The sequence below is a fragment of the Photobacterium sanctipauli genome (assembly GCF_003026495.1).
Taxonomy (GTDB): domain Bacteria; phylum Pseudomonadota; class Gammaproteobacteria; order Enterobacterales; family Vibrionaceae; genus Photobacterium; species Photobacterium sanctipauli.
Genome location: NZ_PYMA01000003.1, coordinates 409,481 through 424,435, shown reverse-complemented (window position 1 = coordinate 424,435; position 14,955 = coordinate 409,481). Strand labels below are relative to the sequence as shown.

The following is a 14,955-nucleotide window of genomic DNA, read 5'->3' as shown; positions in this document are numbered from 1 at the left end:
GTAGAGTCTGCAATATTGATCTGGTAGGAATTGTAAAAAATGCTGATTAAGGTCAAATATTTGGTAATCTGCTAGACGCGGATAGAGATAAGTCGCTAAGATGCTTTCCATCCAGAGGTTACGTTGGTACCTAAAACACCAGTTAAAAGAGAGAATTAGAAGGCAGTATGGCAAAAACAGTTGATGAAATTGCAAAGCTTGCAGGGGTATCTGTCACCACTGTCCGCCTAGTGATAAACGGGCAAGATGAAAAATACCGCATTAGTGAGAAGACCAAAAACAAGGTAAAAGCCATCATTGATGAGTACGGTTATGTGCTAAACCAAACTGCGCGCAGCTTAAAATTGAAAAAAACGCAAACCCTTGGCTTAGTTGTCCCTAGTCTGACGAACCCATTCTTTTCTGCCTTAGCTGAGAAGCTGGAGCGAGACTGTCGAGAGGTTGGCTATCAGCTGATCACTGCCTGCACTGCCGATGACGAAGAAGTGGAAGAGCAGGTTGTACAAAATTTGCTTAGCCGCGACGTCGATGGTCTGTTTGTAACGCCGCCTTCGGCCGAAAGGCAAAAAGTACTCGGCAAGAAAAAACAAAAAACACCCATTGTCTTCCTCGACCGAGACTTCTATACCACTGATCGCCCTGTTGTTGCGACAGACAATGACGAAGGTGGCCGATTGCTGGCTGCCGAGCTCGCCAAGCTGTCGTCTGAGTTATATATTTTGGGCTCGGATAGCTACTTGCCAACGGTTCAGGCGCGTGTACGTGGTTTCAAGTCTGTGTTCAAAATTGACGACAGTGCGATTTTAATTGACGGAAAAACCGAGCGGGCAACGGGCTACCGCTTGATGGAAGCCTTGTGTAAGCAGCAGGGGGGGATTCCGTCTGGCTTGGTGACGATTTCACTGCCGATTTTGGAAGGAGCGATGGAGTTTCTGCGTAAAAACTATCAGAATATTCCGAGTGACATTATTGTCGGTTCTTTCGATGATCACTCCATGCTTGGCTTGCTACAAAATCCTGTGATTGCCGTTCAGCAGGATATTCCCGCTTTGTCTTTCCGGGCTTTGGATATTATGCAAAAGCTAATCAAGGGTGAATCAATAGAGCAAAGGCAATATATTATCCCGCCCAAAATTGTCGTTAGAACTTAATACATGAAGCGAGTAAGAGGTTACTTTTACTCGCTTTTTTAATACTTGAAAATACTTTCTTACCTATATTACCTGCAAATTCCTATATATTACCTCCTCATTAATTCACGTTCGATAATAACTATTTGTGAACTAAATCTTCTTTATTAATAAAAAAATAATTTCTTTTTCTAATGTTGAGAATGATCACAATACCTTTCTAATTCTTCGAGTAACCTTTTTGCTAAGTCGTGTTAGCAAATCTATGGAGAGGTCATGAACCAGTGGTTAAGTCGCTTTACTCACTTTATGGAAACACATATTCAGCCATATGGTGAAAAAATGGAAAAACACCCGTATATCATTGCAATACGGGAAGGTTTTATTCTCGCTTTACCATTTCTAATCGTGGGTAGCTTTATGCTGATATTGCTATTCCCACCGTTTGACCGCGATACCACATTTGCTATTGGCCAGGCGTGGTGGAATTTAACCGAATCGGTTTCTGATCCGCTGTGGCGTGTATTCCAAATGTCATTTAATTCGATTGCATTATTTGTTTCTGCCACGATTGCCTATAAATTGGCAAAGGCCTACAAGCGCGAACCAATGCCAGCCGCGCTGCTTTCGGTAATGACATTCTTATTGGTATGCGGCCCGTATTCAGGCGATCAAATGACGATTTCCTATATGGGGGGCAGCGGCCTTATTCCCGCTATGTTCATCGCCTTTTTTACGGTTGAACTGACCCGGTTACTGGAAAAATACAATATCTGCTTCCGCTTACCGAAAGAGGTACCGAGTGCGGTAGCCGATTCGCTCAATATGATCATTCCAATGTTGGCGGTAGTGATCACTATCTTCCCAGCAGTGATGTGGTTTGAAAGCAACTTTGGCCAACCTATTCCGCAGCTGCTGATGGATTGGCTAGCACCGTTAGTGAAAGCCAGTGACTCAATGGGCGCCATTGTTCTGTTCTCTTTTGTCACTCACCTGCTGCTGTTTTGTGGTATTCCGGGCTCGCTCATTTTGATGCAGCTATGGACGCCATTCTTGATCACTAATATGACGGCAAACCTCAATGCGATGCAGGCCGGTGAAGAAATGATGTTCATCGTGACCAATTCCTTCTGGGACTTCTACATCGTGCATGGTGCAACTGGTGGCTTGTTGGCACTGACATTCCTATTGGTGAGAAGCCGTTCGGTACATATGCGCTCAATAGGCCGCATCGGTATTGTGCCTGCCATTTTCTCAATCAGTGATCCGGTTTACTACGGTTTGCCAATGCTGTTGAACCCAACGTTCTTCATCCCATTGATTCTGGCTCCTGTTGCCAATGCGGTTGTCGCATATGCCGTGGTTGATTTGGGCTTGGTTGGCAAGATGTTCCTGATGGCACCGTGGACAACACCTGCTCCGATTGGCGCCTTCCTGACAACAGGCGGTGATTACCGGGCGATTATTCTGAGTGTGTCTATCATCGCGCTTAATGTCCTGATTTATTATCCATTTTTCAAAATGTTCGAGAAGCAATGCTTGGCAAAAGAAGCGGAAGCACGCGCTAAGAACAATGATGTTACCGAGGCTGAAACTGAGAGCAAAGAGCTTGAGCCAAAAGCGAGCGTTTAAATCCAGTTAAGCAATAACGAAAGAATTTCGAGCATACGTGCTCAACCCAAATAGTTAACTTAGAGTTTATGGAGAACAACTGTGTCACATCTTCCTTTTCGACAAATTCACCTTGATTTTCACACCAGTGAGAAAATCGATGGAATAGCTGAAGACTTCGATGCCGTGGCATTTGCCGATATGGTGGAAGCCGCGCGTATTAATTCCATTACCTGCTTTTCACGTTGCCATCACGGTTGGCTGTATTATGACTCGAAGGAGCATCCAGAGCGTATTCACCCGAACCTGCAGAATAAGCACCTGTTTAAAGAGCAGGTTGAAGAGCTGCACAAGCGCGGTATCCGTGTACCGGTTTATACGACGATTCAATGGGATCAGTATACAGCCGAGCGCCACCCAGAGTGGCTACGCCTAGATAGCGAAGCGAAACCAACGGCTGGCGCGTATGATGCGACTTTCCGCCGCGATCTCTGTGTGAATACGCCTTACCGTGATTTTCTAAAAGATCACCTGAAAGATATTTTGACTTCGTTCAAGGCAGACGGCTTCTTCCTGGATATCGTGAAAACCGACGAGTGTTCATGCCATTGGTGTCGGACCGATATGCTTGAGCAAGGTTATGATGTGACCGACCGCGACCAGCGCTTGGCTTTCGCGACCAAGATGATGGCTGAATTCAAAAAAGACATCACCGACTATATCCGTAGTTTCCAAGCTGACTCTGAGGTGTTTTATAACCAGGGCCATATTGGCACCGATACCCGTGAAGTGCTGGAGTACTACAACCACCTTGAAGTGGAATCACTGCCAACAGGTGGTTGGGGCTATGATCACTTCCCGGTGATTGCTCGTTATGCCCGCTCGTTGCATGAAGACGTGCTTGGGATGACGGGTAAGTTCCATACCCACTGGGGGGATTTCCATTCTTATAAAAACCAAGCGGCATTGGAGTTTGAATGCTTCCACATGTTGGCGCTGAATGGTAAATGTTCTATCGGCGACCAGATGTTGCCCGATGGCACGCTATGCCCGTCGACCTATCAGCTAATCGGTAATGTTTATTCGCAAGTTGAGAAGAAGGAACCTTGGTGTGAGGGGGCGAAAGCCATCAACGAGATTGCGGTGTTGAACCCGGAAGAGTTCCGCTATGTGATTGACCACCGCGACCAAGCCAAAGTGCTGCAAGGGGTCGCTCGCGTATTGGTCGAAGGGGGATTCCAGTTCGACATTATCGACACGCTAGCATGCTTTGATGATTACAAGCTTTTGATCTTGCCAGATGAAGTCCCGGTTGATGGCAAGTTGGCGGCATTGCTTGAAGACTATGTGGCGAAAGGCGGTCGTATTATTGCCTCTCACCGTTCAGGCTTGAATGTTGAAGGCAGTGCCTTTGCGACAGATCTCTTCGGCGCCAAGTTGGTGGGCGATGCCCCGTATAGTCCTGATTTCATTATCCCAACCGGTGAGATGGCACATGGCTTGAACAGTGTCGAGCATGCAATGTACCAGCGCGCGCTGCAGGTAGAGCCATTGGCTGATGCAGAAGTGATTTGCGATACCAAGGTGCCTTACTTTAACCGTACATGGGAGCACTATTGCTCGCATATGCATGCCCCTGTCGATAAGCGTAAAGCGGGCTACCCTGCAGTGATAGCTAACGGTTCTGCCATCTACTTTGCTCACCCTGTCTTTAACCAATACACCGAGAGCGCGCCGTATTGGGTGAAGAAGTTGGTCCACAACGCCATCAATATGCTGCTGCCAGACGCCATTGTGAAACATGACGGCCCAAGCTCGTTAATTTGTACCGTGAACGAGCAGCAAGAGGCAGCGCGTGCCGTGGTGCATTTACTGCACTATATCCCTGAGTCTAAGTGCGAAAATATCTTGATTGTTGAAGATATTATCCCGCTTTCAAACACCAAGCTCTCGATGAAACTGGAGAAGCCGGTTAGCCGTGTGACCTGTGTGCCTGAATTGACGGAGATCCCTTTCGAGGTTGTCGATGGCCGTATTGAGTTCACGGTGCCAACCATTAAAGGCCACCAGATGGTCGAGCTTCAGTACCGCTAATTTAAATCAAAATAGGGGCTGGTTTGGTAAATCTGGCCAGCCCTAAAACACTAAAAACTATTATTTTCCAATAAATTGAAATAAAAATAACCACGAGGTTTAAGATGAAAAAATCGCTATTGGCCTTAGCTATTACTTTTTCTGCGGGCGCTATTGCAAGTGATGCTACTTCTGTCGACACCGGCAACCCAGAGTGGGCAGGTGATACCGCACACTGGAGTTTCTTCTTGTACGGTCAAACCCCTTACCCTGTCCAGCAAGGTATTCTAGATAGTGAGCTAGCCGCACCTGAGGGCTACAACGTTGTTCATACCAATATCATGGGCCGTCATGGTTCTCGCTATGCGACTGGCCGCCATGAGTCGGTGGATGTGTGGGCGGATTGGTTCAGCAAAGTGGCAGAACGTGGTCAGCTGACCGAAAAAGGTAAGCAGTACCAGCAAGACATCCAGGGTTACGTTAACGCTTGGAGCGAAGACACTGCGGGGCATATCACCCAGCTAGGCTATGAAGAAATGATTGCCATTGGTGAGCGAGCTGCTGAGGCAATGGATCAAGATAAGCTGGAGGTGATTGTTGGTAACTCCGGTGCGTTGCGTGCCCAGCAAACTCAAGATGGCTTTGTTGAGGGTGTAGAAAAAGTCGCGAAAGCGACGGTTAAAGCGCAAGGCGATGAGGTCAACTTCCTGATCGATCCACAGAGTGGTCACCCGAATAACCCAGATATGCGCTTCTACCATGATGACGTTCGTCCACCAATGTACCGTATGCGTCAGGATAACTTCGACTACCACACTGAGCGACCAAGCCAAAGTGCGATGAACTTGGCAGAGCAGTATGTTGAAGGTTTGAACCAAACTTCAGCTGGTGAGTTGGTCTTTGCCATGTACCGTCTGTGTCAGCAAGATGCGTCGCAAGACTATGTTGCTAAGATGTGTGCACCGTTTGAAAGTTACGTCGACACTGCTGAAGGTAAGGAAACTTACACCTGGCTTCGCGATATCATTCGCTGGGAGCAGTTCTACTACTTTGGCCCAGCAGCAATGAACCAGGGCGCCCAGCAGGTCATGAGTAAACCACTGCTACAAGACATTTTGAACTCGACTGCGGCGGCGGCAGAGGGTAAGGCGGCGTCTGATATCCAGGCTCGCTTTGGCCATGATGCCGGTATGGCTGGCTTGTATATTGCGCTTGGCCTAATTCAGGATCGCGGCTACGACCGTGACCGCGAAGAGAGCTGGATGCAGTACGGCCAAGTACCAATGGGCGGCAACATGATTTGGCAGTTATTGGAAAACCAAGATAACCCATCTGATCTACAAGTACGCATGCTAGTGAACGAGCAAGTCATGAGCTTCCCGTTTGCTGATGGCAAAGACATGGTCGCTTGGGATGAAGTGAAAGCGCACTACCAGTCTTACCTAGATTCGGTAAACACGCCGGAAGAGTACAGAAAAACTATCGGCTCTTACGTTGAAGCTGACCGAGTGACAGCGGTTAAGGGATCTTAATTTTATCGACAATGCCGATAAGAGTAGGCAATTGATATTAGATTAAATATCTCGGTAACTTCAATATAGTTGGTTTAATAAGTTAGGGCAGTTTTAGTTATTAATTGCCCACTTTTATTGGCCAGCTATATTTTTTATCTTTAAATTACAACCTAAACAACTCAACCCGCAGGTGGTTGTCATCTTCGTAGGCGACGACAGATTGGAAGTTGTTATCTTTTTCGATAGCGGCAGAAAAGATTTCTTTGTGCTCGCTGTTGCCAATGAATAAGATCTGGGTCGATTTAATCATCAGGCCATCATCGTCAAAGCTGGCAGTTAGGTCCTCGTCGACAACGGTCACGAGCACCTTGCCGTATCTCGCATTGAGGTCAATTTCGCGGGCGACGGAGTACTGTACTTTGGTACGCAGAAGTTGCTCAATCTCGCCAATAAGATCAACGAAGCGGTACATATCAGTAGAGCAAACCGCCTGCAGTCGTTCTTGCTCTTGCTCCAAAACGGATTCAAGATCGGCACCAGGCTGACGTCCCATCATCACCCATTTCTTTGTCGATTTCTTGATCGCACGATAGTGGTTAGCTTTGATCTTAGGCTTGAGAAACTGGATAAGCAGGTTATTTCTTTCTGCTAGCGAAAGCGGCTTATCGAGTTTTTTAAATTCAAGGTGCAATAATGCGAGTGTACAGACATCGAGTTGGAGTTGGGACTGGCTCATTCGGGTACCGCGTTGGAACTTTCGTTAATCACACTATCATACTATTAGTCATGGTGGACAATATAGTTAGAAACGGAAATATAGAAAAACAATTGTCCTGCAGCGGTATAACTGCACATTTATTGACCAGTGCTGGTTCGTTATTTAAATGAAGCGGGCGATGGCTTGTCATTATCAACATTCCATTGAAACTGTTTTCGTCTTTTTGCCAATAGTTTATTGCCTGGGCCACACTTATGATTAACCCATACAGTGACGGTGCCAATTGATTGGCTAAAGGTGAGGATTTCAACATGCATAAAACGATTCTGCTTACTGGGGCGACAGATGGTATTGGCCTTGAAACCGCAAAGATGCTGGCAGAACAAGGTCACCGAGTACTACTGCACGGACGTAACCCGGATAAGCTGAAAAACGTTGCGAGTGATTTGGCCCAAGATTACGGCGCTGAGAAATTCGAAACCTACGTGGCCGACCTGTCTCGCCTTTCTGATGTGGATGCCCTGGTAACGGAAGTCGCTGAACGTCATGGCAAGCTTGATGTATTGATCAATAACGCGGGGGTATATGGTGCGCCAACGGCAGTAACACAAGACGGGTTGGATATTCGCTTTGCGGTGAATACTATTGCGCCGTACCTGCTAACCAAAGCACTGCTGCCGCTATTTGGCGATAAGGGGCGTGTGGTGAACCTTTCTTCGGCCGCGCAGGCCCCTGTCGATTTGGAAGCCTTGGCGGGTAATGTTCAGCTCTCTGATGGGGCGGCCTATGCCCAGAGTAAACTGGCTATCACCATGTGGACGCGCACGATGGCGGCATCGCTTAATGGCAAGGGGCCAATGGTGGTGTCGGTCAACCCGGCTTCTTTGTTGGGCTCGAAAATGGTGAAGAGCGCCTTTGGTGTGGTGGGTGGCGATTTGCGCGTGGGGGCAGACATCCTATGCCGTGCTGCATTGTCTGATGAGTTTGAAGATGCCGCGGGTAAGTATTTTGATAACGATATTGGCCGGTTTGGCAGTCCGCACTCAGATGCCTTGGATGATCAAAAAGCCCAAGCGGTTACCGCTAAAATTGAAAGTGTATTGGCGGCAATGCGCTCATAGCGCGAGCTGGTTGCTCCATTAAAATAGATAGAGCGCCGCTCTTAGGGGAGTGGCGCTCTTATTGTTTATTGCGCTAATGCCTTATCCCAGTAGGGGGGGCTGCCATAGTATTCGGTGAAGTAGTCGATGAATGCCCTAACTTTTGGTGCTATCAGGCGAGAGCTGGGGTACACCAACCAGATAGCCGTGTCAGAGACTAGCGGGTAGTCTTTTAATATTTGAACCAATGACCCATCTTTAATGTGTTGGTAAGAGCACCAGGTCGAGCTAAGTGCAATACCTAACCCGTCCACGCAAGCATCCCTTACCGCATCGCCATTGTCAGAGCGAAAGCAGCCTCGCGTTTTGATGTTCTGTATTCCGCTTGGGGTTTTAAACCCCCATGTCTCTAATCCGGCTAAATTAACGCACCGGTGTGCTTTGAGCGTTTCGGGTGTCGTTGGCTCGCCATATTGCGCGAGGTATTCTGGTGATGCGCACACTATCCGGTTATCTGGTGCGAGTTTGCGGGCAATGAGCGTCGAATCTTTAAGCTCCGCATTCCGGATTGCAATATCGAACCCGCCTTCCACTAAATCAACAATCGAATCGGAAAAACGAAAATCCACCATCAGCTGTGGGTAGCGTGCCATAAAGCCCTTCAGGGCAGGGATCAAGTGCATCCGGCCAAATGAAGCTGGTGCGGTAACCCGCAAGGTTCCGCTTGGCGACTCGCTGCCTGCCCCAACGGATGCCCGGGCTGCTTCTACGGTGGCTAGCACTTCTTCGGCGTGGGGAAGAAAAGCTTGACCTTCCTCGGTGAGCGATACTTTGCGGGTGGTACGGTGCACCAAGCGGATCCCCAGCCCTTCTTCGAGTTTGTTGATATGCGAACTGGCCACCGCTGGCGATAGGCCAAGCTCTTGTCCGGCAGAGCTGATGTTGTGAGTTGAAGCCAAACGGACAAACAATTTCAGGTGTTCGATATTCATTCAATGTACCAACCAGAATCATCAATCATGCAAAGGGCTTGAGCATTGTCATTAAGGCGATAGAGCAGCGTTGTTTTTGGTTAATATCCAAGCCTAAGTTAAAGCAATCTACCAAGTCGTAAGAAAAATAGAACGGACATTCGGCATGGCTTGTCAATTTGGTGCCGATGGATATCACAGTTAATAGTAATTCCACATTATATTACTGCTGCTATTCAAGCAATTGAATGTTCCGTACAGCCAGGATTCAGGTTCGGACATAAAATGTCCGGGTTAGCACGTAAACTATGTGAAAGGTAAAAGTATCGGTAGGAGGTGTTCGCTATGATTTCTACCATCAAAGAGGTGCATGAATGAATAAGCAAGAAAGAATTAGAGCGATAAGAATACTGCTACTCCAGAAGAAGAAAGTGTTTACATCGGACTTGGTTCGCCAGTTCAGCGTAACGGAAAGAACGATCCGTCGTGATTTAAAAACACTTGAAGACAGCGGTATTGCTCAATTGTTTTTTGGTGGTGCGAAAGTGATTAACCTCGTTGAAAAAGATATTTTCAAAGAAACTGGTATCAAGAAAATCATGATGAACTTAGGTAATAAATATAGCCAAGCAAATGCAGCGGCTGAGAAAGAAGCGAACACATCAGAGGTATATATTCTGGGTTCATTTAATGTTGATATCGTCACAGAGGTGTCGAGCTTTCCGACGGTCGGTCAAACTATCCATGCAAAATCGACGAACTTCTATGCTGGTGGTAAAGGCTCTAACCAAGCGACTGCCGCCGCTAAGGTAAGCGATGCCGTTCATTTTACCGTGAAAATTGGTAAGGATGAGTTCGGTGAGAAGGCAAGAAACTACTTTTCGAGCACTCAGCTTAAGTCATTGACAGTGATGGAAGATGAAGAGAAACCAACGGGCAATGCCGTGGTGTTGGTGTCGGAATCAGAGCGCGACAATATGATCACTATCGATTTGGGTGCCAATGAAAATATTCATGAAGACGAAATTTCAGATGATCTAGTGCGCATTCAAGATGCAAAGGTATTTCTTACCCAGCTTGAAAACAACTTTGCGATTACCCGTATGGCAGTGGAGTATGCCAGCCGTACCAATGCGTTGGTAATGCTAAACCCTGCGCCTTATGTTGATGATGTCAAAACCATTATTAACATGATTGATCTAATTACCCCGAATGAAACCGAAGCAGAAGAGCTATCCGGGGTCGCTATTCATTCACTGGAAGATGCCAAGAAAGCCGCGCAAGTGATCCATGAAATGGGCCCTAAAATCGTGATTATCACACTGGGCTCAAAAGGTTGTTTGGTTTTTGATGGCGAAGCGTTCCACCAGTTCGAACCCTTTAAAGCCGTGGTTGCCGATACCAGTGGTGCAGGCGACTCCTTCAATGGCGCCTTGGCTGCCTGTTTGGCCAATGGTAAACCGTTATTTGATGCCATTAACTACGCATCGGCCTTTGCTTCTTTGGCTGTTGAGCGTAAGGGTGCGTCAAACATGCCGGATGATGCACTTGTTCAAGCCCGCTTAGCACTAGCGAAATAACCATAACGATTTCAGAAGAGATAAGACAATGACGAAGCCTACTTTTCCAAGCCTAACGCTTACCCAGCGCGCTGCATTACTTGATGTGCCCGATACCGGGCGTGTCCCTGTTGTCATTGACAGCGATACATTCAATGAGATCGATGATCAGTATGCCATTGCATGGGCGATGTTGAACCATGAACGCATTGATCTGCAGGCTGTCTATGCCGCGCCTTTTACCAATTCAATGTTTAATGATACCCATGAAGCGGTGAAAGAGGCCAAAGTGGGGATGGATCTCAGCTACGATGAAATCTTCCGCGTGATTGATAAGGTGCATGTGGCGTCGAAGCCTGCGGTATTTCGTGGTGCAACGGCTTACTTAAAAGACTTGGCAACCCCTGAGCGTACCCCCGCGGTTGATGATCTCATCGAGCGTGCGAAAAACTGCGAAGGGACTTTGCAGGTTATCGCGATTGGTGCGCCGACGAATATTGCCAGCGCCCTGATGATTGAACCATCGCTGGTGGAAAAAATTCATGTGCTTTGGCTTGGTGGTCACGCTTTCGATTGGGAAAACACCTATGAATACAACATGCTGCAGGATATTGCTGCAAGCCGTGTGTTGCTGGATTCTGGTGTGGCATTAACCTTGTTCCCATGCATGGGTGTCACCAACACCTTGGCAACATCGGTACCTGAACTTGAACATTACTTGCTAAATACCAGCGAAATTGGTCATTACCTTGGCTCTGAGTCATCGAAATGCCCTTGGATTGGTTTTGGTAACCGCAAGGTGGTTTGGGATATCGCGCCTGTTGGCTATGTGCTTGATGCCTCTTGGTACACCAGCCATATCGTGCCGTCGCCAGTGCTGAACGATAACTTTACTTGGTCATTTGACCACAGCCGCCACCCTATTCGCGTTATTAAATATATCGAGCGAGATCACCTCTTTGTCGATATGTTCAAAAAATTAATTAAAGGCTAATTCAGGGATTAAAAATGCAAACGTTAACTATCATCGCGGGGATCGCGGTGCTGCTAGGTATTGCCTATTTGGCATCGAGCAACCGTAAAGCGATTAACTTTAGAACAACAGGTATCGCGCTTTTACTGCAGGCTTCTATTGCCGCTTTTATCCTATTCGTGCCAGCCGGCCAAGTTATTCTGATCGGTGTATCTGAAGGTGTAAGCTCGATAATGGGCTACTCAAGCGAGGGGATTAACTTCTTATTTGGTGAGCTAGGTCGATTTGGTTCCGGCTTTATTTTTGCCGTTCACGTTCTGCCAATCATTATTTTCTTTAGCTCATTGATGTCGGTGTTGTATTACCTTGGCATTATGCAGCGAGTGGTACGCTTTATTGGCTTGGGTGTACAAAAGGTACTGGGTACTTCGCAGGCCGAGTCGACAGCGGCGGCGGCGAATATCTTTATCGGTAACACAGACGTATTTGTGATGATGAAGCCCTATGCGCCCAAAATGACCAAGTCTGAACTGTTTGCACTGATGACAGGTGGCTTTGCATCGATTGCCGGTTCGGTATTGGTTGGCTTTGCTGGCATGGGGATCGAGATTAAGTACTTGGTTGCTGCTGCCTTTATGTCTGCGCCTGCAGGCCTGTTGTTCGCAAAGATCATGTTCCCTGAAACGGAGCAGCCTGAAGAGGTCGAGCTAGATATTTACAATGATGAAGAAAAGCCAATCAATATCATTGAAGCGGCAACCAGCGGTGCATTCAATGGTTTGAAAATGGCGGCATCAATCGGTGTGATGCTACTGGCGCTGATTGCTCTGATTGCGATGTTTAACGGTATTCTAGGCGCACTGTTTGGCCTCGTTGGTATGGAAGGTGTCACGCTACAGAAAATCTTCGGCTACATTTTTGCCCCTGTGGCGTGGCTGCTTGGTATTCCTGCTTCAGAAGTGGTGACGGCCGGTAATTTCCTTGGCCAGAAACTGGTACTGAATGAATTCGTCGCTTTCATGAGCTTCTCTGAAGTGAAAGAAACATTAAGCCCGCATACCCAAGCTGTTATTACCATGGCACTGGCAGGTTTTGCCAACTTGTCGGCACCGGCGGCAATGATTGGTGTACTCGGTACGATTGTACCGAATAAGAAAAAGTTTATTGCTTCAATGGGGGCGAGAGTTATTTTAGCGGCGACATTAGCTAATTTAATGAGTGCGGCATTAACGGGCCTATTCCTTTCAATAAATTAATTAAATTTGTGGGTTATTTAAATTAAATAACCCACCTTTCAAATCAAAACAAAAAAACAATTAGGTAAAATTATGAATAAACTGCTGAAGGGCGCAGCGATTGCGTCATGCCTGCTATCGTCTGCTGTTTCTGCCGAACAACTTTATGGTTGGGGTAATGTCCACGTTGATTACCAATTCTGGGACCAAGGTTTTGTTGATGATAACGACTTTCGCCAGGCTCTGATTGGTGTCGAAGGTGGGGCAGGCTACGACTGGGGTGAGCTATACGGCTTCTATGACTACGAAGGTGTGGATAAAGCAACCGGTAACCGCGGCCAAACCTTTAATGGTGAAGCGCATATTTACCTAGGCGATAGCGGTGCGAGTTTATTCGGTAAAGTCTACGGCCATATTGATCAAAATATCCGAGAAGTTAACCAATATATGGGTTTTGGCTATACAGGCCTGACGGGTGATAACTGGTGGTTCAAACCATGGGCTGCGGTAGAGTTTATCAATGTCAGTAATGAATTTAACGCTGGCGTTAAAGATTACACGGGCATGAACGGCGGTACGATTGGCTGGCAGGCTGGGTATGCATTTGAAGCATTTGGTGAATCATTTTTGCTACATAACTGGAACCAGATTGAACTGTTCCGCTCTGATGAATATGCCGAAAACAACTATGGTGATACTGGCTTAAACGGTGCAGTTAACTTTGCTTGGAACATTAATGAGGATTTCACTGCAATGCTAATGTATCGCTACTTTGTTAATAAGCTAGGTGCTGATGGCTACGGTGATATTCTTATTTACCGCTTGGCATATAACTTCTAATTTAATTTCCACGTTTACATTCTGATTATTTATCTCTTTTGGTGATTTATTGCCAAGGGTTCATAGTGTCTCGACAACACGAATTAATAAATAGCATGAATGTTTTAGCAATACTCTCGCATTGCTTGCCCGCTCATTAGAGCGGGCTTTTTTCTTTTCGAGGTTTTTGTTGAATCGCTGATAAATACAGTCCGCATAATGAAAGTCGACAGGGTATTTTCTGATTCAATATTTTGCTGTTTTCAGCGACAATGCCCGATGCCTACAATGGCGTGTGATACGAGAGGAAGTAAAGCGTATGTACAGCTTTGAGCAACTGAAAATGTTTGTCGCTGTGTGTGATTGCGGCTCGATTTCGGCGGCAGCCAGAAAACTCAAGCGTGCCCAATCCGGTGCGAGCCAAGCCATTTCTAACTTGGAGATCTCACTTAACCAAACCTTGTTTGATCGCAGTGGCAATATGCTCAAACTGACCGCTGAAGGCAGTGCCTTGTTGCCTATCGCTCGCTCTATTTTATTACAGCAGCAGCGGTTGGATCAGAAGGTCGCTGCGCTGGAAGCGGATGAAGAGCATGAGTTGGTCATCGCGATAGAAGAAAGCTTAATAGAGCCCGCGTTGATAAAACGCCTCAGTGTGCTGGCTGAGCAGTTTCCGATGGCAAACATTGAATTTGTGGCAGGCTCGACTTTTGATATTCGCCATTGGGTGGTGGAAGGGACATCCCATGTCGGGATTGTTTATGCCGATGGCGCCATGCAGGAAAATACGGAATTTTCGACGCTGGGCTATAACCGGTTTGTGACTGTCGCGGCGCCCACCCATCCGCTAGCGGCCATGCCTGCCGTGCAAGATAACGATTTAAGGAACTATCGTCAGCTGGTGCAACGTTCCTCGACCGATAAAGAGCTGTGGTTCAGTTATGCCATTAGTACCCAAGTCTGGTATGCAAGTACCCATCAGCTCTTGTTGGACTTAGCTGTGGAGGGCACGGGCTGGGCGATAGTACCGCGACGCTTGGCTGAAAGTTACTTGAAAGCCGAGCAGCTGGTTGAGCTAAACGTAGAATATGAACCGGATGGGTGGATCACGACTGTTGATGTTATTCAAACCCGACGCCACCCGTCTGGCCCTGTTCGACAGGCCTTGCTGCAGATATTGAATGAAGCTTTCGAGGCCTACCGGCTGTAATTTCGCTCTACCATCGTCCAATTTCGTCGCTTCACGTCATAT

General features: G+C 47.1%; 12 protein-coding genes. 10 read left to right on the top strand and 2 right to left on the bottom strand.

Translation table 11 applies throughout. The features are described 5' to 3' along the window. Positions 1-167 precede the first annotated feature (167 nt). The 4 genes from C9I98_RS08095 (at position 168) to C9I98_RS08080 (ending at position 6,346) form a co-directional block, all read left to right on the top strand. Complete coding sequence (locus tag C9I98_RS08095) at positions 168-1,151, top strand: LacI family DNA-binding transcriptional regulator (protein ID WP_036823275.1); 984 nt, start codon at positions 168-170, stop codon at positions 1,149-1,151. Between the two features lie 255 nt (positions 1,152-1,406). Next, on the top strand, positions 1,407-2,762 hold the full coding sequence (locus C9I98_RS08090) for a PTS sugar transporter subunit IIC (RefSeq protein WP_107271831.1): 1,356 nt from the start codon (positions 1,407-1,409) through the stop codon (positions 2,760-2,762). Positions 2,763-2,843: 81 nt separating this feature from the next. Then, positions 2,844-4,835 carry an alpha-amylase family protein gene (locus C9I98_RS08085; protein WP_036815841.1) on the top strand — a complete coding sequence of 664 codons (1,992 nt, stop codon included), beginning with the start codon at positions 2,844-2,846 and terminating at the stop codon, positions 4,833-4,835. Positions 4,836-4,939: 104 nt separating this feature from the next. Further along, the gene (locus tag C9I98_RS08080) at positions 4,940-6,346 is read left to right on the top strand and encodes a histidine phosphatase family protein (protein ID WP_036815845.1); all 1,407 of its coding nucleotides are present in this window, start codon (positions 4,940-4,942) and stop codon (positions 6,344-6,346) included. 145 nt (positions 6,347-6,491) lie between these two features. On the opposite strand, the gene C9I98_RS08075 is transcribed toward C9I98_RS08080, so the two are convergent. Continuing rightward, positions 6,492-7,064 (bottom strand): DUF2913 family protein, encoded by a 573-nt coding sequence (locus C9I98_RS08075; RefSeq protein ID WP_036815846.1) that lies wholly within the window; start codon positions 7,062-7,064, stop codon positions 6,492-6,494. Between the two features lie 293 nt (positions 7,065-7,357). On the opposite strand from C9I98_RS08075, the gene C9I98_RS08070 reads away from it, so the two are divergent. Further along, positions 7,358-8,167: an SDR family NAD(P)-dependent oxidoreductase gene (locus C9I98_RS08070; RefSeq protein WP_036815848.1), complete on the top strand. Its 810-nt coding sequence runs from the start codon at positions 7,358-7,360 to the stop codon at positions 8,165-8,167. A 65-nt stretch (positions 8,168-8,232) separates the two neighbouring features. Here C9I98_RS08070 and C9I98_RS08065 read toward each other — a convergent pair whose 3' ends face one another. Continuing rightward, a complete protein-coding gene (locus tag C9I98_RS08065; protein WP_036815851.1) occupies positions 8,233-9,138 on the bottom strand; it encodes a LysR family transcriptional regulator in 906 nt (301 codons plus the stop codon). Positions 9,139-9,491: 353 nt separating this feature from the next. Between C9I98_RS08065 and C9I98_RS08060 the strand changes: the two genes are divergently transcribed. The 5 genes from C9I98_RS08060 to C9I98_RS08040 all read left to right on the top strand — a co-directional run bounded on the left by C9I98_RS08060 (position 9,492) and on the right by C9I98_RS08040 (position 14,913). Further along, positions 9,492-10,697 (top strand): PfkB family carbohydrate kinase, encoded by a 1,206-nt coding sequence (locus C9I98_RS08060; RefSeq protein ID WP_036815853.1) that lies wholly within the window; start codon positions 9,492-9,494, stop codon positions 10,695-10,697. A gap of 28 nt (positions 10,698-10,725) precedes the next feature. Further along, positions 10,726-11,670 (top strand): nucleoside hydrolase, encoded by a 945-nt coding sequence (locus tag C9I98_RS08055; RefSeq protein ID WP_036815855.1) that lies wholly within the window; start codon positions 10,726-10,728, stop codon positions 11,668-11,670. Between the two features lie 14 nt (positions 11,671-11,684). Beyond that, on the top strand, positions 11,685-12,905 hold the full coding sequence (locus tag C9I98_RS08050; protein ID WP_107271830.1) for a NupC/NupG family nucleoside CNT transporter: 1,221 nt from the start codon (positions 11,685-11,687) through the stop codon (positions 12,903-12,905). Between the two features lie 72 nt (positions 12,906-12,977). Further along, complete coding sequence (locus C9I98_RS08045; RefSeq protein WP_107271829.1) at positions 12,978-13,724, top strand: outer membrane protein OmpK; 747 nt, start codon at positions 12,978-12,980, stop codon at positions 13,722-13,724. A 298-nt stretch (positions 13,725-14,022) separates the two neighbouring features. Then, positions 14,023-14,913: a LysR family transcriptional regulator gene (locus C9I98_RS08040; protein WP_036820333.1), complete on the top strand. Its 891-nt coding sequence runs from the start codon at positions 14,023-14,025 to the stop codon at positions 14,911-14,913. Positions 14,914-14,955: the final 42 nt, after the last annotated feature.